At 68.4% G+C, this 19,783-nt stretch carries 14 protein-coding genes and 1 pseudogene; 4 read left to right on the top strand and 11 right to left on the bottom strand.

Annotated elements, in window-relative coordinates; translation table 11 throughout:
- The first annotated feature begins 172 nt into the window (after positions 1-172).
- Positions 173-2,569 (top strand): phosphoenolpyruvate synthase, encoded by a 2,397-nt coding sequence (ppsA, locus tag ACP156_RS21010; RefSeq protein WP_425053349.1) that lies wholly within the window; start codon positions 173-175, stop codon positions 2,567-2,569.
- A 66-nt stretch (positions 2,570-2,635) separates the two neighbouring features.
- Here the strand turns inward: ppsA and ACP156_RS21005 are convergent, their stop codons facing one another.
- Positions 2,636-5,272 carry a cation-translocating P-type ATPase gene (locus ACP156_RS21005; protein ID WP_425053348.1) on the bottom strand — a complete coding sequence of 879 codons (2,637 nt, stop codon included), beginning with the start codon at positions 5,270-5,272 and terminating at the stop codon, positions 2,636-2,638.
- 220 nt (positions 5,273-5,492) lie between these two features.
- Between ACP156_RS21005 and ACP156_RS21000 the strand changes: the two genes are divergently transcribed.
- On the top strand, positions 5,493-6,218 hold the full coding sequence (locus ACP156_RS21000) for a DUF1868 domain-containing protein (RefSeq protein WP_425053347.1): 726 nt from the start codon (positions 5,493-5,495) through the stop codon (positions 6,216-6,218).
- 12 nt (positions 6,219-6,230) lie between these two features.
- Positions 6,231-7,082, top strand: a complete 852-nt coding sequence (locus ACP156_RS20995) for an inositol monophosphatase family protein (RefSeq protein WP_425053346.1) — start codon at positions 6,231-6,233, stop codon at positions 7,080-7,082.
- On the opposite strand, the gene ACP156_RS20990 is transcribed toward ACP156_RS20995, so the two are convergent.
- From ACP156_RS20990 to ACP156_RS20980, 3 genes are all read right to left on the bottom strand, one after another.
- Complete coding sequence (locus ACP156_RS20990) at positions 7,079-7,765, bottom strand: FadR/GntR family transcriptional regulator (RefSeq protein ID WP_425053345.1); 687 nt, start codon at positions 7,763-7,765, stop codon at positions 7,079-7,081. The two genes, ACP156_RS20995 and ACP156_RS20990, sit on opposite strands and share 4 nt — an antisense overlap.
- 119 nt (positions 7,766-7,884) lie before the next feature.
- Positions 7,885-8,862, bottom strand: a complete 978-nt coding sequence (locus ACP156_RS20985) for a D-2-hydroxyacid dehydrogenase (RefSeq protein WP_425053344.1) — start codon at positions 8,860-8,862, stop codon at positions 7,885-7,887.
- 28 nt (positions 8,863-8,890) lie between these two features.
- Positions 8,891-10,108, bottom strand: a complete 1,218-nt coding sequence (locus tag ACP156_RS20980) for a mandelate racemase/muconate lactonizing enzyme family protein (protein ID WP_425053343.1) — start codon at positions 10,106-10,108, stop codon at positions 8,891-8,893.
- Between the two features lie 368 nt (positions 10,109-10,476).
- Between ACP156_RS20980 and ACP156_RS20975 the strand changes: the two genes are divergently transcribed.
- Complete coding sequence (locus tag ACP156_RS20975; protein ID WP_425053342.1) at positions 10,477-11,979, top strand: ABC transporter substrate-binding protein; 1,503 nt, start codon at positions 10,477-10,479, stop codon at positions 11,977-11,979.
- A gap of 40 nt (positions 11,980-12,019) precedes the next feature.
- Here ACP156_RS20975 and ACP156_RS20970 read toward each other — a convergent pair whose 3' ends face one another.
- The 7 genes and pseudogenes from ACP156_RS20970 to ACP156_RS20940 form a co-directional block, all read right to left on the bottom strand.
- On the bottom strand, positions 12,020-13,057 hold the full coding sequence (locus ACP156_RS20970; RefSeq protein ID WP_425053341.1) for a glycosyltransferase family 4 protein: 1,038 nt from the start codon (positions 13,055-13,057) through the stop codon (positions 12,020-12,022).
- Complete coding sequence (locus ACP156_RS20965) at positions 13,054-14,649, bottom strand: ABC transporter permease (protein ID WP_425053340.1); 1,596 nt, start codon at positions 14,647-14,649, stop codon at positions 13,054-13,056. Before ACP156_RS20965 ends, ACP156_RS20970 begins: the two co-directional genes overlap by 4 nt.
- Positions 14,646-15,335: pseudogene (locus ACP156_RS20960) on the bottom strand (ABC transporter ATP-binding protein); the annotation flags it as partial. The gene ACP156_RS20965 and the pseudogene ACP156_RS20960, both read right to left, overlap by 4 nt.
- A gap of 138 nt (positions 15,336-15,473) precedes the next feature.
- Positions 15,474-16,463 carry an ABC transporter substrate-binding protein gene (locus tag ACP156_RS20955; protein ID WP_425053339.1) on the bottom strand — a complete coding sequence of 330 codons (990 nt, stop codon included), beginning with the start codon at positions 16,461-16,463 and terminating at the stop codon, positions 15,474-15,476.
- A 30-nt stretch (positions 16,464-16,493) separates the two neighbouring features.
- Positions 16,494-17,417, bottom strand: a complete 924-nt coding sequence (locus ACP156_RS20950; protein WP_425053338.1) for a lysylphosphatidylglycerol synthase transmembrane domain-containing protein — start codon at positions 17,415-17,417, stop codon at positions 16,494-16,496.
- Complete coding sequence (locus ACP156_RS20945; protein ID WP_425053337.1) at positions 17,414-19,045, bottom strand: sulfatase-like hydrolase/transferase; 1,632 nt, start codon at positions 19,043-19,045, stop codon at positions 17,414-17,416. Before ACP156_RS20945 ends, ACP156_RS20950 begins: the two co-directional genes overlap by 4 nt.
- Entirely contained in the window at positions 19,042-19,782 is a 741-nt protein-coding gene (locus tag ACP156_RS20940; RefSeq protein ID WP_425053336.1) for a CDP-alcohol phosphatidyltransferase family protein, read from the bottom strand. Before ACP156_RS20940 ends, ACP156_RS20945 begins: the two co-directional genes overlap by 4 nt.
- Position 19,783 lies beyond the last annotated feature (1 nt).

Raw genomic sequence — 19,783 nt, 5'->3', positions numbered from 1 at the left:
ACCTAAGTGGTATACTTAAAGTGTCGCCTTAAGTGCGTCAGCCGCTGCGCGCACTAAAACTCCGCCCAGTTGAACCGTTCCGACGCAAACGCGCTTCGGATTGACGCCGATCAAGGCCCGGCCTCGCTGTTTGTGAGAGACTCCGCGCGATGAGAAATCGGGAGGATTGATCATGGACAGTCAGCAAACACTTCAACACGCCATCTTCTTCGAGGAACTGCGGCGCGAGGACGTGGCCTTGGTGGGCGGCAAGAACTCGTCGCTGGGCGAGATGGTGCAGACGCTCGGAGGTCTGGGCGTCGATGTGCCGCCGGGCTTCGCGACCACCGCCGACGCCTATCGGACCTATGTGAAACACAACGGGCTGGGCGAGGTCATCGCCGACACCGTCGCGGCGCTGTCGGAGAACCGGATCACCCTGCAGGTGGCCGGCGACACCATCCGCAAGGCCTTCGTCGCGGGCAAGTGGCCCGATGCGGTCCGCGCCGCCATCGTCGAGGCCTACCGTGAATTGTCGCGGCGGGGCGGCACCGACGACCTTTCGGTCGCCGTGCGCTCGTCCGCCACCGCCGAAGACCTGCCGGACGCCAGTTTCGCGGGCCAGCAAGAGACCTTCCTGAACGTCTCGGGCGAGGGCGCATTGCTGGACGCCTGCCGCCGCTGCTATGCCTCGCTGTTCACCGACCGGGCGATCACCTACCGGATGATCCACGGCTACGACCACTCGCAGGTCGCGCTGTCGATCGGCGTGCAGCAGATGGTGCGCTCGGACATCGGCGGATCCGGCGTGATGTTCTCGATCGACACCGAGACCGGCTTTGACCGCGTCGTGCTGATCAACGCCGTTTGGGGGCTGGGCGAGAACATCGTGCAGGGCACGGTGACGCCGGACGAATACCAGGTCTACAAACCCTTCATCGACCGCAAGGGGCTGACGCCGATCATCGAGCGGACGCTCGGCGCGAAGGAAAAGAAGATGATCTATTCCGACGTGCCCGGCCAGCCGGTGCGGAACGTGCCCACCTCGCGCGACGAGCGCGGGCGGTTCGTGCTGGGCGACGCCGAGGTGCTGGAACTGGCGCGGCAGGCGGTCGAGATCGAAAGGCACTACGGCACGCCGATGGACATGGAATGGGCGCGCGACGGGGTCACCGGCAAGCTTTACATCGTGCAGGCCCGGCCCGAGACGGTGCAGTCCCGCGCCGACACCGGCGCGCTAAAGAGCTATACGATCACGTCCAAGGGCGAGAAGCTGCTGACCGGCCTGTCGGTCGGCACCTCGGTCGCCACCGGCAGGGTCTGCCTGATCGAGGACATCGCCGACGCCGACCGTTTCGTCGATGGCGGCATCCTTGTGACCGGCACCACCGACCCCGACTGGCTGCCGGTGACGAAGCGCGCCTCTGCGATCATCACCGACCACGGCGGGCGCACCAGCCACGCCGCCATCGTCAGCCGCGAACTGGGGCTTCCCGCCATCGTCGGGGCAGGGACCGCGACCCATTTCCTGCATGACGAGCAGGAGATCACCGTCAGCTGCGCCGAGGGCGATCAGGGGTATGTCTACGCGGGCATCGCCGAGTTCGAAGAGACGACGACCAGCCTCGCCACGATCCCCGAGACGAAGACGAAGGTCATGCTGAACATGGCCAACCCCTCGTCCGCGGCCCGTTGGTGGCGGTTGCCGAACGACGGCGTCGGTCTGGCGCGGATGGAGTTCGTCATCGCCAATTCGATCAAGGTCCACCCGCTGGCGCTGTTGCGGTACGACGAACTGGAGGACAAGGCCGCGAAGGAAGAGATCGCGCAATTGACGGCAGGCTATGCCGAGCGGTCCGATTACTTCGTCGACCACCTTGCGATGGGGCTGTCGCGCATCGCCGCCGTGTGCCACCCGCACCCGGTCATCGTCCGGATGAGCGACTTCAAGACGAACGAGTACGCCGACCTTCTGGGCGGCCGCCAGTTCGAGCCGCACGAGGACAACCCGATGATCGGCTGGCGCGGCGCGTCGCGTTACTACGATCCGGGCTATACCGACGGCTTCAAGCTGGAGTGCAAGGCGATCCGCCGCGCGCGCGAGGAACTGGGCTTCGACAACATCATCGTGATGATCCCGTTCTGCCGCACGCCGGAAGAGGCCGACAAGGTGCTGGACGTCATGAAGGCCGAGGGGCTGGAACGCGGCAAGGACGGGATGCAGGTCTACGTGATGTGCGAGATCCCGGCCAACGTGATCCTTGCCGAAGAGTTCGCCAAGCGGTTCGACGGCTTCTCGATCGGGTCGAACGACCTGACGCAACTGACCCTCGGGATCGACCGCGACAACGAACAGCTTGCCGATCTGTTCGACGAGCGCAGCCCTGCGGTGACTTGGATGATCTCGACCGTGATCTCCAAGGCGCATGACGCGGGTGCGAAGGTCGGGCTGTGCGGACAGGCGCCCTCGAACTATCCCGAGTTCGCGAAGGTGCTGGTGGATGCGGGGATCGACTCGATCTCTTGCACGCCGGACAGCTTCTTCGCGGTGAAGATGAACGTCGCCGAGGCCGAACGCACGGCCGGGTAACCCCCGCGCCGCCTTGGCGGAACCGGGCGGGCCCTCCGATTGGGCCCGCCCGTTTTGTCTTGCGGATCATCGGGTGAGACGCAGCCAGACCTGACCCGCCAGCAAATGCCCGACGCTCATGCCAAGCGCCAGAAGCACACCCGCGGCCCCCGGGAAGGGCAGTTGCAACACCTCCGCCAGCCGGGGCAGCCCCACGGCGGCGGCGATCAGGACGGCGCACAGCGCCAGTGCGCCCCAGACATAGGGGTTCCGCACGACATCGTTCGCCAGCAGCCGGGTGTCGGACGCCCGCACGTTGAACACGTTCCACAACTGCCCCAGCGCAAGGGTCAGGAAAGCCACGGTGACGGCGGGTGCAGGGTCCAGCCCCAGCCGGTACAGCGCCAGCCCGAAGGCGCCCAGCGTAAAGGCGGTCAGCAACAGGCCCAGCACGGCGATCTGCCGCCACTGGACGCGACCTGCGATGGGCTCTGACGGGTTGCGGGGCGGGCGGTGCATGTCGCGGCCATCGCCGCGCCCCATCCCCAGCGCGAAGGCGGGGAACACGTCGGTGACGAGGTTCAGGAACAGGATCTGAAGCGGCAGCAGCGGGGCCGGAAGGCCCGAGGCGACGGCAAGACCCACCACCAGAACCTCGGACAGGTTGCACGACATCAGGTAGACGACGAACTTGCGGATGTTGCCGAAGATCACGCGGCCCTGCCGCACCGCCTCGACGATGGTGGCGAAGTTGTCGTCGCGCAGGATCATGTGCGCCGCCTCGTGCGCCACCTGCGTGCCGCGCTGGCCCATGGCGATGCCGATGTCGGCCTTCTTCAGTGCGGGCGCGTCGTTCACCCCGTCGCCGGTCATCGCGACGATCTGGCCGTCTTTCTGGTGCGCCGCGACGATGGCCAGCTTGGTTTCGGGGGCGACACGGGCGAAGACATCGGCCCCCAGCACGCGCGCCAGCGTGGCGGGGTCGGCTGTCGCCGGGTCGAACCCCGCAAGGTCGTGGCCCTGTATCGTCTCGGCCCCGTCACGGCAGATCTTCGCGTCCTGCGCGATCCGCGTCGCCGTCGCGGCGTGGTCGCCCGTGATCATCACCACCCGGATGCCCGCGTCGCGGCAAGCGGCGATGGCCGGGGGCACGTCACCGCGCAACGGATCCTCAAGGCAGACGAGCCCCACGAGCACGAGATCCTTGTAGGGCTCGGCCTTGGCACTTTCGGTGCGCTTCATCGCAAGCCCAAGACAGCGCAGGCCAGAGGCCGCCGCCGCATCGTTGCGGCGGGTCCACTCGGCGCGGTCCCCGGGGGTCAGCGCGCGCGGGCCCTCGGCGCCCAGAACCTGCGCCGAGACGGCGATGACGGCCTCTGGCGCGCCCTTCACGGCAACCAAGAAACCGCCGCCGTCCGCGTGGACCGACCCCATCATCCGCCGGTCCGGGTCGAAGGCATGCTGCGCGACCTCGGTCTCCGGGCCGAAACGGCTGTCTGCAAGGCCGGATGACCGCGCCGCGCGAAGCAACGCGATCTCCATCGGATCGCCCGTCACATGGTCGCCGTCGCCCAGTTCGGAGGTCGTGCACAGCGCACCGATGGTCACCGCGCAGCGCGCCGCGTCCGCCACGCGGTCGGACGGGACCAGCGCGGCGTCCATATCCTCGCCTTCCAGAAGGTAGCCGACCACGCTCATCCGGTTCTCGGTCAGCGTGCCGGTCTTGTCGGTCAGGATCAGGGTGGTCGCCCCCAGCGTCTCGACCGAGGACAACCGCCGCACGATCGCGTTGCGCTGCGCCATCAGCCACATCCCGCGCGCAAGCGAAAGCGTCGCCACAACCGGCAGCCCCTCGGGGATGGCGGCGACGGCCAGCGCGATGCCGGTCTGGATCATCTCGGTCAGTTCGTGCCCGCGCAGGATGCCCGCGGCGGTGGTGGCCGCGGCCAGCACGAGGGTCAGCCAGACCAGCCGCTGCCCAAGGTGTTCCAGCCGCTTTTCCAATGGCGGCACCTCGGCGTCGGCGTCCTGAACCAGCCTGCTGATCCGGCCCAGTTCTGTCGCCATGCCGGTGGCCACAACGACTGCCTCGCCAGAGCCGCGGGTGATCGCGGTGCCCTTGAACATCATGCCCGCGCGGTCCCCAAGCGCCGCGTCCGCCGGAACCGGGTCGGGGGATTTGTCCACAGGCACGGACTCGCCGGTCAGCACGGACTCGTCGCATTGCAGGTTCGACGCCTCGACCAGCCGCAGGTCCGCCGTCACCATGTCGCCCGCGTCGAGGATCACGATGTCGCCCGGCACGAGGTCGCGCGCATCGACCATCCGCGCCCCGCCGTCGCGGCGCACGCGGGTCTGCACCTCTGCGAACCGAAGCAGGGCTTCCATCGACCGCGCCGCGCGGAACTCGGTGACGAAGCCGATGCCGGTGTTCAGGGCAAGGACGACCATGATCGCCGCCGCCTCGACAAGATCGCCCACGATGAACGAGAACAGCGCGGCGGCGAACAGCAACCAGACGATGATGCTGCGGACCTGATGCAGCAGGATCGCCCAAGGGCTACGGGGTTTCTGGCGCAGCAGGCGGTTCGGGCCGTGGCTGGTCAGACGGCGGGCGACTTCCGCCGGGGCCAGCCCGGTTTCGGGAGATACCGACAGTTCCGCAAGCACCGCCTCTGGCGGCACGGCATGGGGCGTCGCGATGGCGGGCAGCTTCGATGCCACGGGCGGCTGTTCCTTCAAACCGGCAAGGGGCGCGGCCCCTGAGTGTGCGCCCAGTGTCGCGCACCGGGCGGCGCAGCGGATTGATGCACGTCAATGAAGCGACGCCCTTGCCGCGCCGAATACGACACGCGCCTGACACGTATCGCGTTTAACCGACGTTTGCCGCCGACAAAGGCGTTCTGCGCCCCCGGCACCGATACCTGCCTGAAGAAAGACCGACATGACGCAGTTCCGTCCCGAGCCCATCGCTTACCTCACCGGTACACTGTCCGACGACCTGCTGCCGCCGGGGGTGTCCGACGCCAGGGAAGGCCGCAAGTTCCTGCCGGACGGAACTTTGCACCTCTGGCCGGGCAACACGATGATCTGCCACATCGACCCCGACAGCGACGCCCATGCCGCGCTGGTTGACATCCAGACCGAACTCGCCGCCGGACCGCATGCCGGGGCGTTCACGTTCCTGCCGCCGTCCTCGCTGCACATGACGGTGTTTCAGGGCATTTCCGGTCCGTCCGCGCATCTGTTCGACTGGCCGGAAGGCGTCGACACGGCCACGCCACGCGATGAGGTGTCCCGGATCCTGCTGGACCGGCTAGAGGCTGTCGACCTGCCGGACAGCCGCCGCATCCGCGCGCTGAACGTCTTCGCCGGGCACTCGATGACCGTGGACGGCGTGGGGCCGGACGAGACGGGTCTGCGCGAGACCCGCACGCGTCTGCGCAAGGCGACAGGGCTGACCTCGCGCGGGTTCGATACCTATACCTTCCACATCACGCTGGCTTACCTGCTGCGCTGGCTGACCGAGGACGAGGCCCGAGACGTCTGCGCGCTGTCCGACGATGTCTTCGCGCGGCAGGGTGACCGGCTTCAGGACATCCGCCTTGGCCGGGTCGAGTTTTGCAATTTCGAGCATATGCACCACTTCGAACCCCTGCGGCTGCTTTGATCGGAGATCGAGATGACGACATTGGATGAGCTTCAGTCAGAGGTGACGGCAGAGGCCTTTGTCTCGCTGGTGCGGCGGGTGGGACGCGAGATCGTGATGCCGCGTTTTCGCAACCTCGACGCGTCAGAGATCGACACAAAGGCCGACGCGTCCGACCTTGTCACCATCGCGGACCGCGAAGCCGAGGTGGCTTTGGCAGAGGGCGCCCGTTCGATCCTGCCGGGCTGCGCGGTGGTGGGCGAAGAGGCGGTCGCCGACGATCCCGACCTGCTGTCGAATGTCGCCACGGCAGAGACCTGCGTCGTGATCGACCCGGTCGACGGCACGTTCAACTTCGCGCGTGGCGTGGCCGTCTTCGGCATCATCCTCGCCGTGGTCCACAAGGGGCAGACCGTGTTCGGCCTGCTGTACGATCCGGTGATGGACGACTGGGCCATCGCACGGCGCGGGCAGGGGGCAGAGTTCGTCGATGCCCAGGGCAGGCGCAGGCGTCTGGCAACGCGGCCCTGCGCCGGGCTGGCAGAGGCCGAAGGCACCGTGCCGCTGGACCTTGCCACCGGACCGCGACGCATCGAAACGCTGCGCGCCGTGGCGGACGTCCGCGCCGCCCGCTCGCTGCGCTGCTCGTGCCACGAGTACCGCATGCTGGCGATGGGGCAGGCCGATTTCAGCGTGAACGCCTCGGTCAAGGTATGGGACCACGCCGCCGGGGTTTTGTTGCTGCAAGAGGCGGGCGGTCATGTGGAACTGGAGGACGGCAGTCCCTATGCGCCGACCCGGCGCGGAGGGTGGATCTTTGCCGCCGGATCGCAGGCGCTTGCCGCCGACCTGCGGGCGCTGGACTGGCCCGAAAGCGGGTCCTAGCTGCCGAACAGCCGCTGGATGCCGGCGGTGAGGTGAGCGTGCATCGCCTGCCGGGCCGCCTGCGTGTCGCCCGCCTCGATCGCGTCGACCACGGCACGGTGTTCGGACGCGATCTGGCGGAACCGTTCGGGAAGCGGGCTGGGGGCAAGGTCGCGGTTCATCCGCGTCGCGACGTCCATCTGGTCGGTCAGGCTTTCCAGCGCGCTGCGCAGGAACCGGTTCCGGCAGCCCCGCGCCAGCGCAAGGTGAAAGGCGATGTCCTCGGTGATCGACGGGCCGCCCCGCGCCATCGAGGCTTCCAGCGCGGCCATCTTCTCGCGCAGGTCCTTCAGCACCTGCGGGTTGGCCTGCTCGGCCACGTCGGCGGCGATCTCGGATTCGACGATCGCGCGGAAATTCAGAAAGTGGCGAACATCGGGAACATTCCGTAACGCCCCGAAATCATAAGCATGTCCGTCGTTCACCTCGCAGACGTAGTGCCCGGCGCCCTTGCGCGACATCAGCCTGCTTTCGGCGCGCAATTGCGCCAGCGCCTGACGCAGCACCGGGCGCGAGACGCCATAGCGCTTGGACAGCGCTTCCTCGCTGGGCAGGCGTTCACCGGGCAGCCATTCGCCATCGGAAATCGCTTTGGAAACCCGTTGATAGATGTCCTGGCTCAGCGATGTGGTCGGCGCGGTCATAAGGCAATTCCCTGTACTTGGCTTACAGATATGCAGGAAGTTGCCGCGTGGGACAACAACCGCGTCGCCAAGTCGCGTGTCGCACCGGTCACCACGCGCAACCGGTGCGTAGGGGTGGCTCAATACCCCGCGGCCTTGTCCACCGGCGTCTTCAGCGGGGCGCCGGCCTTGAAGGCTTCGAGGTTCTCCGCGAAGATCTCAAGGCAGTTGATCGCGAAGCTTTCCGGGTCGTCGAGACCCGAATGCGGCGTCAGGAACAGGTTCGGCACCGACCACAGAGGCGAGCTTTCGGGCAGCGGTTCCTTGGGGAACACGTCCAGCACCGCGCCCGACAACGAGCCGTCCCGCAGCTTGTCGGCCAAAGCGTCGTAGTCCATCACCTCGGCCCGGCCGATGTTTATCACCCCGGCATGGGCGGGCAGGCGGTCCAGCATCTCGCGGCTGACCAGCCCTTTGGTTTCAGGTGTCAGCGGCAGCGTGATCAGCACGAAGTCGCTTTTCTCGAAGGCGGCGGCCATGCCGTCCATCCCGTGAACCTCGTCCGCATGTTCATGCGGCCTGCCAGAGCGGGTGACGCCGACCACGCGCATGTCGAACAGCTTCGCCCATTTGGCCGAGGCCGACCCCAGGGCGCCAAGGCCAAGGATCGTCACGGTCTTGCCTGCCACGATGGCCTGCGGCGACTGCTTCCAGACCCGCTCGCGCTGCTGGGTGGCGAAGGCCGGGATGCGGTTGTTCAGCATCAGAAGCGTGGTGATGCCGAACTCGCCCGCGCGGGCGGTGTGGGCGCCACGGGCGTTGGTGAACTGGACGGTATCGGGGATATGGGCGATCACCTTCTCGACCCCGGCGCTCATGACCTGCGCCCACCGCAGCTTGGGCGCGCGGTGGTCCAGGCCGGACAGGTCGACCGGGTTCGACACGACCAGCACGTCAGCGTCGGCAAGGTAGGCGTCCGACTGCGCCGGGTCGCTGTTGAAGGTGAACTCCAGCCCATCGGCAAGCCCCGGCGTCTTCGCCAGCACCGCGTCCACGGCCTTGGCGTCGAACTGCATGGAGGGGCGGGTCTTCGGGCTGCACTCGAAATGGATCTTCATCGGGTTGCTCCTCGGTGGGGTGTGGCGGTCACAGGGCGCTGCGCTGAATTTGCGTGTCGGGATGGCTCAGCACGAAGTCGGAAAGCTCGGTGCCAAGTCCGGGGCCGTCCATCGCCGTGGCCGTACCATTCGCGATCTGCGGCAGATGGGTGACCAGTTCCGGGTAGATCCCCTTGTAGAAGGCGCGGACGCTTTCAAGGATCAGCGCATTCGGCATCGCCAAGGACAGGTGCAGGTTCGCAATCCAGACGACCGGTCCGGTGCAGTCGTGGGGGGCGATCATCACGTCGTGGGCCGAGGTCAGGTAGGCCACCCGCAGCGCCTCGGACAGGCCGCCGATCCAGCCGATGTCGTAGTGGACGTAATCGAGCGCCCTGGCCGCCAGTGCATCGCGGACCCAGACGGCGGTGCCGTGGTTCTCGCTGCCCGCGAAGGGCGTGGTGGACTGCGCGCGCAACTCGGCCAGCGCCGGGATCTCGGTCATCGACACGATGTCCTCGTGCCAGAACGGCTTGAAGCGGTCTGTTTCCTGAAGGATGCGCCGCGCGGGGGCAGGGCGCCATAGCCCGTGATATTCCAGCATGACGTCCATCCGGTCGTCGACCGCCGTGCGGATGGCGTCGAGCTTTTGCAGCCCGTCGCGCAGATCCGCGCCGCTGATCCGATGCCCGCGCGTGGCCTCTGCGGCCTTGTCGAAGGGCCAGATCTTCATCGCGGTGATGCCTTCGTCCAGCAGCGATTCCGCCAGCTCCGCCGGGTCGCGTTCCTGCCAGTCCAGATCGTCGGTGACGTTCCCCGCCGCCGCCTGACCGTCGCCCGCCATCCGGGCGCGGGCCTGACCGGCGGCCCAGTTATAGCCGGGACCGGCGCAGGTGTTGTAGATCGGGATGCTGTCGCGCACCGGGCCACCCATCAGCTCGCAGACCGATACATCGAGGGCACGCGCCCGGATGTCCCACAACGCGATGTCGACCGCCGAGTTGGCGCGGATCTCGACCGACCGGGTCGGGTAGCCGGAAAACCGGTTGCCGCCATGGTTCAGCAGAGCGTCCGCATGGGCATTCGTCGCGCGCGGGTCGCGCCCCAGCAGGTAGCCCGCGATCTGGCTGTGCAGGTAGGTCGCGATGGGCTGGGCGTGGCGGAAGGTCTCGCCAAGCCCGGTGATGCCTTCGTCGGTTTCGACGCGCACCCACAGGAAGTTGGACCACGCAGGGTTCCAGATCGTCTCGATCGCCGTCACTTTCATCGTTTGCCTTATCCTCCCCTGCGTCCGCCGGCCCCCTCCGCCCGCGGATCGATGGGCGGAGTTTGTGACAGATTTCTGCATTTCGCAATTCAGGTTGACAGAAATAAACAAGATTAAGATGGTGTAAACCAGATTGTAGATTCTGTCTGCGGTCGTGCCTTCGGGCCGGCCGGGCCAATCTGGAAAGGGGGCGGTTCGCTGGAGGAGCGGGTTGCATGTGCGGAGCGGTCGGCGGGTGAGTGCCGGGGCCGCGACGGGCGCGACCCTGTCCCCGGTTTCCATGGCCGGCAGAACCCGCCGCCTGTCCGGCCATGTGCCAGGGGCAGGCGGCGGAGCATCCGGAAGACCTGGGTAAAGGGAGGATCCAAGTGACCCAAAGATATCAGTTAATCGCAGCCGCCTTGCTGGCGTCGACGGCGGCGGTCGCCGCGCAGGCGCAGGACAGCGAAGTCACCATCGTGCTGTCCGAAGAGCTTGAAAACGTCGACCCGTGCAACGCGGCGCAGTCGAACATCGGCCGCGTGTTGCTGGGCAACGTGTCGGAAACCCTGACCGAGCTTGTCCCCGGCGTCGGGCTCGAACCGCGCCTTGCCGAAAGCTGGGAGGACATGGGCGACGGCACCTGGCGGTTCAAGCTGCGCGAGGGCGTCAGCTTTACCGACGGCACGCCGTTCGACGCCGCCGACGTGGCCTTTTCGATCGAGCGCAACAAGTCCAAGGACATCGTCTGCCAGACCGGCGCCAAGTTCTATGGCGGGATGGAGTTCACCACGACCGTCGTCGACGACACGACCATCGACATCACCGTGGACCCGGCACAACCGATCCTGCCGCTGCTGATGTCGACCCTGACGGTGATGCCGTCCGAGACCGACCTGACCACGCATGTCGACATGCCTGTGGGCACCGGTCCCTATATCTTCTCCGAGTATAACCGGGGTCAGAACATCAAGCTGACGCTGAACGAGAACTACTGGGGCGACACACCGGCGGTCACCGGCGCGACCTATGTCTTCCGCCCCGACTCGGCGGTGCGCGCCGCGATGGTCGAACAGGGCGAGGCCGACATCGCGCCGAACATCGCGCTGCAGGACGCGGTGAACCCGGAGATGGATTTCTCGTACCCGAATTCGGAAACCGTCTACATCCGTCTGTCCGCCGAACGCGCGCCGCTGGATGATATCCGGGTGCGGCAGGCAATGAACTACGCGGTGGACCGCGAGGCCTTCATCGGCACGATCCTCGCCGACGGTACGCTGCTGGCGACGTCGATCGTTCCGCCGTCCACGCTGGGCTATAACAAGGATCTGGAACCCTATCCCTACGACCCGGACAAGGCCCGCGCGCTGATCGAAGAGGCGAAGGCCGATGGTGTCGACGTCGGCGCCGAGATCACCTTCATCGGCCGCAACAACAACTGGGGCAACGTGGTCGAGACGCTCGAGGCTTTGACCGCGATGTGGGAAGACGTGGGCCTGAACGTGGATCTCAACATGATGGAGGTCGGCGAGTGGAACCAGTACTACACCGCGCCCTATCCCGAGGAAGTCGGGCCTTTCATCGTCGCCGCGATGCATGACAACGCGAACGGGGATCCGGTGTTCTCGATGTTCTTCAAATACGCCAGCGAGGGTCTGCAATCGATCATCAAGGTGCCCGAACTCGACGACATGATCGCCGCAGCCACCGCTGCGACCGGCGCCGAGCGCGAGGGGCTGTGGAGCGAAGTGATGGGGTATGTCTATGACAAGGCCTATGACGTGCTTCTGTTCGACATGGTGGGCTTCAGCCGCGTCAGCCCGCGTCTGGACTTCACGCCGACGATCCGCACGAACAGCGAGCTTCAGCTGTCGCAGATCTCGTTCAAGTAAAAACGGTCTGGCTTGGGGCGGACCGTGTCCGCCCCCGGCGTCAAAGCGCGTCCAGAACGGCGCCCATCACCGCCGCCGTGTCCCGCCAGCGCGGCAGGGCGCGGCCAAGGGCGCGGGACCGGGCCGAGAGGTCGTCTTGCACATCCTCAGAGCCCAGCACGTGGCGCAGGTGGGCGGCGAAGGCGTCGGGGTCGTCTGCGGGGGCCATCAACGCGGCGTCGCCCACGGTTCCCGGCACCGCGCCGGTCGCGCAGGTGACGATGGGCAGGCCGTAGGTCAGCGCCTCGGCCAGCGCCATGCCATAACCCTCGTATCGGGTGGCGAGCGCGAAGACGCGGGCGCTGCGATAGGCGTCGGCCAAGGCCGCGTCCGACAGTTCGCCGGTCAGCACCACCCGCCCGGTCAGGCCCAATTCTCCGATCAGCGCCGCAAGCGCGTCCGCGATGGCCGGGTCGTGGGTCTTGCCGACGATGCGGGCGGTCCAGTCGAGATCGGAGACCTGCGCCAGCGCGCGGATCAGCACGTCGTGCCCCTTGCGCTGGGCGAGCAGCCCGACCGACAGGATACGCGGCCCGGCCTCGACGCGCTGAAGGTCGCGCGGCCCGTCATAGCCGGGACGCGCCACGGTGATGCGTTGGGGATCGGCGCCCAGCCCGATATAGGTGTCGCGGGTATGCGGGCTGGTGACGACGATCCGCGTGGCGAGGGCGAGGTTTGCGGTCTCCTGCGCCAGCAGATGCCGCGCGGTGTCGGGCGGCAGCCCGTCCTCCAGCCCCATCGGGTGATGCAGCATCGCGATCACGGGGCAGCGCAGGCGGGCAAGGTCGCCGGTTCGCATCGCGCCGAACACCAGCCCGTCGAGGATCAGCGGCACGTCGGCGGGCAGGTCGCGCAGCCTGTCCGTCACCGAAGCGCGAAGGTCGGCAGATTGCCCGGCGGCGGCGGATGCGGCGGGCAGGGCGATATGGTCCACCGTTCGGCCCGCGGCCTGCAATTCCTCCAACAAGCGGCGTTCATAGATATACCCGCCGGTTTTCTGGCGATGGTCGCCGGGGATCGCGAAGGCGCAGGCTTTCATCGGGCGAGTTGCTCGGCGCTGGTGCGCGACAGAACGATCCGTTCCAGCGCGACCACCAGCGCATGGGCCAGCACGGCGGCAAGGCCGATCAGCGCGATGGCGCTCCACAGCATGCCATAGTCCGAGGTCGAGGCGACGGTCGCCATCAGCGCCCCGATGCCGCGCCCGGTGGCCAGCCACTCGGCGGTGGTGACGGCAAGGATCGCGGCGGGAATGGCCATCCGCGCCGAGGCGAAGAAGGCGGGCAGCATGGCGGGCAGTTGCGCGCTTGCCAGCCGGCGCAGCGATCCGGTGGCGTAGACGTCGAACAGGTCGAGCACGGCGCGCGGTGTGCGGGCCAGCCCGTGCTGACAGGCGATCAGGGTGGGGAAGAAGATCATGGTGGCGACGACGGCGATGGTGCCGGTCGCGCCGCGTCCCAGCGCCCAGACGATCAGCGGCGCGGTGGCGACGATGGGGATCGAGCGCAGCGCGATCGACACGGGGATCACGGCCCCGGCAAGCCGTGGGCGCAGCGTCAGCCCCATCGCAAGCCCCGCGCCAAGAACCAGCCCGGCAAGATAGCCGGGACCGGCCAGCGCCAGCGTCTCGCCCAACGCGCCGAACAGGCGCGCGCGTTGCGCCTCGGCCCCCGGAGAGGTCACGAGATAGGCCCAGACATCCTCGGGCCGTTTCGCGAAGAAGCGGGGCAGGGCGAACAGCTCCATGCTGCCTTTCCAGAGGGTCAGCGTCACGGCGGCGGCCAGCAGCGCCTCGGCAATCCCGCTCCACGCGCGCCGCCGGGTGTCGGTGGGGGGCGCCAGCAGCACCTCGGGCGGGGCAAGGTCCAGCCGCCGCCCAAGCGCGCCGACCCCCGCGAAGGCCAGCATGGACACGCCCGCGGCGATGGCGGCGATGCTCCACGTCGCGGGCAGGTCCAGCGCACGCAGCGCCCGGACCGTCAGCACGCCCAGCCCGCGCTCTGCGCCGGTGAACTCGCCCACCATCGCGCCAAGGAAGGCGGCGGGGGCGGCGATCTGCAAGCCCGCGACGACATAGGGCAGGGCCGCGGGCAGTCTGACCTGAAACATCTCTGTCCACCGGCTGCGGCCGTAGCTGCGCACAAGGTCGAACCAGCCGCGCGGGGCGGCGCGCAGGCCCACGAGGACCGGCAGGAAGGTGGTGTAGTAGACGGCCAGCGCCGCCAGCGTGACCTGCGGGCCGGTTCCGGGACCGTACAGTACCCGCAGGATCGGCCCGGTGGCGACCAGCGGCAGGCAGAAGATCAGCAGGGCGAGGGTCGACAGCAGCCTTTCGGTGCGCGGGGCCAGCACGGCCGCCAGCGCCAGCAGCACCCCGGCAAGATTGCCCCAGACGAAGCCCTGAGCAGCGGACCACAGCGTCGTTCCCAGCGCGCGCAGCAACAGGCCCGTGTTGGCGCCGATATGGAAGGCGATTTCGCTGGGCGCCGCGATGACGAAGCCGCCTGCGGTGATGCGGGCGACGGCCTCCCACGCGGCAAGCGCCAGCAGCAGCCCGACGCCTTTCGGCAGCAGCTTCGCCCGCGCCTGCGCGGCCGGGCCCTCGGGCGCGGTTGCGTCACCAATGGTCATTGAGCGGCGAGGTTTTCGGGGAACTGGTGGTCGCGCAGCGCGTCGGTCACCTTGGCGCACAGGTCGCGATAGGCGTCAGAGGCCAGCACGGCGGCGTCGCGCGGATGCGGCAGCGGCACCGGGATGTCGGCGGCGACGCTGGCCGGGCGCGGGGTCAGGACAAGGATGCGGTCCGACAGGCGCACCGCCTCGGCGACCGAGTGGGTGACAAGCACCGAGGTCGCGCCGCGTGCTTCCCACAGGGGCGGCAGTTCGGCATTCAGCCGGTCGCGGGTCAGCGCGTCCACGGCGGCGAAGGGTTCGTCCAGCAACAGCAGGTCCGGCTCTCCGGCCAGTGCGCGGGCGATGGCAGCCCTTTGGCGCATCCCGCCAGACAGTTCGGCCGGGCGGCGTTGTTCGAAGCCCGACAGCCCGACGCGGGCAATCAGGTCGCGCACCAGATCCGGATCGCGTGGCCGCCGGGCCAGCGCCCGGCCAAGCGCGACGTTGCTTTCCACGGTGCGCCACGGCAGCAGGGCCGGGTCCTGAAACGCAACTGCCAGCCCGGCACGCTGGCGCAGCGTGTCGGGGGTCTCGTCGCCGATGGTGATCGTGCCGGTGGACGGCGTGTCCAGCCCCGCGATCAGCCGCAGCAAGGTGGACTTGCCACAGCCCGACGGGCCGACAAGGGCGGTCATCTGCCCGCCCGCGAGCGTCAGATCGACCGAGGCGACCGCCTCGACACGGCGCTGGGCCGCGCCGAAGCTTTTGGACACCCCGGTCAGTCGTATGTCGGGCCGAGCGCTCATGCCGGGCTTGCGGCCAGCCGCGCCGTGACCGGGTGGTTATCCATGAACCTCTTCCAGAATGGAGCGGTCCCAGAGGTCCGGCGAGACAGGAGTGCCCAGCAGGTCCAGCGTCTCGACATTGGCGGCGACCGTCTCGTCGGTGAACCACCCGAAACCCTCGGCGTCCGTCAGGTCCGAGAACATCAGCGGCACCTGCCGGTCGGCCTGAAGCTCTTGCGTCGGCAGGTCGAGACCCGCGTCGGGGAACATCTCGACGGTCAGCGCGGCGGCGGCGGCGGGGTCGGCTTGATAGTCCTCCCAGCCGCGAACCTCGCCGGTCATCAGCGCGACCAGGTCTTCGCGGCGGTTGGCGAGACTGTCCTCGGTGGCGATGTAGGTTTGCGAATGCACGGAATAGCCGTGGTCCGCCAGCAGCATGGTCACGCTTTCGACGCCCTGCGTTTCCATCGCGACGGGAAGGTCGGTGGCCCAGCACAGCAGGCAGTCGACCTGACCCTGCACCAGCGGGGCGGCGTCGTATTGGGTCGGCACCACCTCGATCTGCGAGATGTCCACGTCGTTGACCGTGCAAAGCGCCTCGAGCACCGGAGTATTGGCCAGCGCCATGCCGATCTTCTTGCCGACCAGATCGGCGGGGCTGTTGACCGGGTTGTCGGGCAGCGACGCGATGGCGAAGGGGTTCTTCTGCATCGCGACGCCGATGATCTTGAACGGCGCGCCCTGGTTCACGGCGGCGGCGGTGTAGTCGGCGGCAGAGATGCCGACCAGCGCCGTCCCTGCGACGACCGGCGGTTCGACGGGCGCGTTGGGCCCGCCGGGAAGCAGCGAGACGTCCAGCCCCGCGTCGGTCCAGTAGCCTTTCGACTGCGCGATGTAGCTGCCGCCGAACTGGACAGAGTGCAGCCACGAAAGCTGAAGGGTCGCGGCGCTTTGGGCCATGGCGCGGCGCGGCGAAAGCAGGGCGGCGCCTGCGGTGGCGAGAGAGCCGCCGATGAAAAGGCGGCGGGAAGGGGTTAGAACTGGCATGTGAACCTCACTGTTTCAAAGAAGACTAGGCTATTCATGGGGGGTGGCAATGCCGGCCGCTGCCGGCTTGGCATGTTGTGGCCCCCGTTGCAGGAAGAAGGCCCCCGGAAGGGCGGCGATCAGGGCGGCGATGCCGAAGGCGATGCTGGCCGCAAGACCTGCCTCGGCCCCGAGACCCGCAAGCGGGAACAGCGCCGCCGCCGCGCCTTCGCGCCAGCCCCAGCCGGCGACAGAGGCGGGCAGCAGCATCGCCGTCAGGATCAGCGGAACGATCAGGGCGGCGGTTGCCGGGGGCAGGGCGCTGCCGCTGGCGCGGGCGGCGGTGACGAAGGCGCCGACGATAAGCACCGCGATGGCGAGCGACAACGCCGCCTGCACGGGAAGCCGTCGCAGCAGCGCGTCGCGGGCGGCGGCGCGCCACCCGGTTGGCCGACCGGCGCGGGCGAAGACCAGCGCGGCAAGGGCGGCGAGCATCAGGGCCAGCGCGCCCAGAGGCAGCAGCGCCCCGGCGGGCAGACGCGAGATGGTCAGGTCGTCTGACGGCCGCAGGACCAGCCCGACGAGCCCCGCGAGCAGGACGGCGGCCATCCCCGCTTGCCCCGCCGCGCGTTCCAGCACGACCCCCTGCGCCGCGCGGCCCAGCGAACCGCCCTTGCGGTTGCGGGCGGCGCGGGCCGCATCGCCAACGACGCCGCCGGGCAGCGTCTGGTTCACGAACTGCGCGAGGTAGTATTCGCGCACCGCGTCCCACCATGGCATCGCGAGCCCCAGCGACGCGGCGGTCACCCGCCAGCGCACCGCCGACAGCAGCGTCACTGCGTTCAGCAGCACCAGCGTGACCAGCATCCAGCCCGGCGAAAGTGCCGACAGCCGCCGCCACACGTCCTGACCGTCGGCGAGGTAGAGGCAGGCGCCGATCAGGACCAGCGGCAGCAGAAGGCGCAGCCACTTCATGAGCCGTCCGCCTGAAGGCCGGCGGGCAACGCACTGGTCGCGCTTAGAAATCTGTCGCGGAACGCGCGCATCGGCCAGGTTTCGAGGTCGGGCGACGGGGTCAGCCCCTCGGTCCAGCCCCAGTCGTCGAACAGGCTCAGCGCCTCGGGCGGGCCGATCAGGTGGACCGGCACGTCCTTGCCGCCGCCCTGCGCCACGAACTCGACCGGCTGGTGATCGCCCAGCACGATGATCAGAGGCGGATCGTCTCGTGGCAGCGCGGCCCAGGACAGCACCGTCTTCAGCGAATAGTCGAGCGTCAGTCCGAAATATTCGCGGATACTGTCGCGGTCGGACCAGACTTCTTTCGGGGTCGGCCCCGCGGTCGCCTGATCGTTGAAGACGCTACCGTCGCCCACCGCGTCCCATGGCACCAGTTCCGCGACCGGCGTCCACGGCGCGTGGCTGGAAATCAGCGCGATCTCCACCAGCCGGGGCTTGTCCGCCGGGGGCTCGCGGTCGAAGGCGGCAAGCGTGTACTGGTCCGGCATCGTGACCCAGTTGTAGGGCAGACCTTCATAGCCGAGATCGGCGGCGGCGCGGATCTGCTGGAAGCCCAGTGCTGGACCTTCGGGCCAGTCCAGCACGATGGCCGGGGCCACCGCCATCGTCTCGTATCCCGAGCGGGCGGCGAGGGTGAACAGCGTCTGCCGTGCGCTGGCCAGTAGCGCCCGATAGCGGCGCTGGTCGCTGACCTCGGTGCCCGAGGCGAGCGTGGCGTGGGCCAGCCAGCTTTGGCCGCCCTGCACCGGCGAGCGAAGCCAGCCGGACCGCGCCGCAAGACCTGCGGCGGCGAGGTCCTCTTCCCCGGCCGCCATCGTCACGGCGTGGCGTTCGGAATACAGCGGGTTCACGAAGGCGGTTCGGCCATAGCTTTCGATGAAGACGATCACCACCGACCGCCCGCCGAGTTTCGAGAAGATGTCCTCGCGACCGCTCCACGCATCCTCGGACGCGGCGCGGCGGTACTCGGCCTGCGCGGCGCGGGAGCGTCCGAAGTCGCGGATGTTCTCGGCGGCCAGTCTCGCGGTGAAGGCGCTTCCGGGCGGCTGCCAGCCTTTCCAGCCGTTCAGCGCGGTGCGGATCTCGGTCGCGCAGAGCAGGGCGAACACCACCGCGACGCCGCCCGCCACGATCCGAAGGCCGCGCGGAAGCCTTGCCCCGGCACGCCCCCAGACACGCAGCGCGCGATAGGTCAGGACGACGAGGCCCGCGATCAGCAGCAGCGCCGCGCCGATAAGCGCCACGGTGCCAAGCAGCCCTGTGCTGCCGTCAAGCAGCATCGCACCGGCGCGCAGAAGATGCATGTCCGCCAGCGGATCGAAACCGCGCCCATAGGCGATGTAGATGGCAAGGTCCGCCAGCTTGTAGAGCGTCATGAAGATCAGAAAGCCGGTCGCGATCCACGCCAGCCCCCGCGACCGTATCCCGGCGGCCACCATGCCGAGGATCAGCACCGGCAGTTCCAATGGCACCAGCTTCAGCGCCTCCCACGTCATCGCGCGAGGGTGGTTGGGCAGGATCAGCAGCAGGTCGATCAGCACCAGCGACAGGATCAGCGCCAGCCAGCGGCGCGCCGTTGCGGTCAACGCCGCCTCGCCAGCCAGATCACGTCGACCGCGAAAGACCACGCGAGAAGCGCCAGCGCCAGCAGCGCGGCGACGGTCGACACGGGCGGCTGCACGATGGGGGCCAAAAGGCCGACCAGCGTTCCGATCTGCACGACGCAGACCAGCTTGCGCCGGAACCGTTGCGGCAGCGGCGCGTCGAGCCACGGGAAGAACCAGCCTGCAAAGACGAAGAGATAGCGCAGGCTGCCCAGCAGCAGGACCCAGCTTCCCGCCGCGCCGCTGCGCCACGCCACACCGGCCAGCAACAGCGCGAAGATGCTGTCGACTTCCATGTCGAACCGCGCGCCCCAGGGTCCCGCAAGGCCGCTGCGCCGGGCGAGGGGGCCGTCCAGCCCGTCGAGCGTCAGGGTGAACAGCGCGAGGCAGAACACCAGCCAGCCGGTCGCGCCTTCGGTCAGCCGGGGATCGGCCAGCGGCACCAGCATCAGCGCGGTCAGCGCCAGCCGTCCCAGCGTCAGCGCATTCGCGTAGCCCAGCCGGTGCGCGGGCCAGTGGCGCAGCAGGAACACGCCGGACACCGCCGCGCCCAGCCCGAAGCAGACGACCGGCAGAACCGTTCGCGCGCCCGCCAGCCACCACGACAGGCCGAACAGCAGCACAGAAAGTGCGACCGACAGCAGGAACATGTTGGCCAGAGGCGTCCGCGCACCGGCGGGCAGAGACGTCTCTGGCGTCTGGTGTGACAGGATACTCATC

The organism is Psychromarinibacter sp. S121, from assembly GCF_049801035.1.
In the GTDB taxonomy this organism is placed as follows: domain Bacteria; phylum Pseudomonadota; class Alphaproteobacteria; order Rhodobacterales; family Rhodobacteraceae; genus Psychromarinibacter.
Note: the sequence above shows the minus strand (reverse complement) of the source record. Positions and strands in the feature narration are given on the sequence as shown.

Excerpts from the sequence above, each read along its gene's own strand:
- ACP156_RS20950 (WP_425053338.1), bottom strand. The coding sequence starts at position 17,417 with ATGAAGTGGCTGCGCCTTCTGCTGCCGCTGGTCCTGATCGGCGCCTGC.
- ACP156_RS21000 (WP_425053347.1), top strand. The coding sequence starts at position 5,493 with ATGACGCAGTTCCGTCCCGAGCCCATCGCTTACCTCACCGGTACACTG.
- ACP156_RS20985 (WP_425053344.1), bottom strand. The coding sequence starts at position 8,862 with ATGAAGATCCATTTCGAGTGCAGCCCGAAGACCCGCCCCTCCATGCAG.
- ACP156_RS20990 (WP_425053345.1), bottom strand. The coding sequence starts at position 7,765 with ATGACCGCGCCGACCACATCGCTGAGCCAGGACATCTATCAACGGGTT.
- ACP156_RS20980 (WP_425053343.1), bottom strand. The coding sequence starts at position 10,108 with ATGAAAGTGACGGCGATCGAGACGATCTGGAACCCTGCGTGGTCCAAC.
- ACP156_RS20965 (WP_425053340.1), bottom strand. The coding sequence starts at position 14,649 with ATGACCATTGGTGACGCAACCGCGCCCGAGGGCCCGGCCGCGCAGGCG.
- ppsA (WP_425053349.1), top strand. The coding sequence starts at position 173 with ATGGACAGTCAGCAAACACTTCAACACGCCATCTTCTTCGAGGAACTG.
- ACP156_RS20955 (WP_425053339.1), bottom strand. The coding sequence starts at position 16,463 with ATGCCAGTTCTAACCCCTTCCCGCCGCCTTTTCATCGGCGGCTCTCTC.
- ACP156_RS20970 (WP_425053341.1), bottom strand. The coding sequence starts at position 13,057 with ATGAAAGCCTGCGCCTTCGCGATCCCCGGCGACCATCGCCAGAAAACC.
- ACP156_RS20940 (WP_425053336.1), bottom strand. The coding sequence starts at position 19,782 with ATGAGTATCCTGTCACACCAGACGCCAGAGACGTCTCTGCCCGCCGGT.
- ACP156_RS20995 (WP_425053346.1), top strand. The coding sequence starts at position 6,231 with ATGACGACATTGGATGAGCTTCAGTCAGAGGTGACGGCAGAGGCCTTT.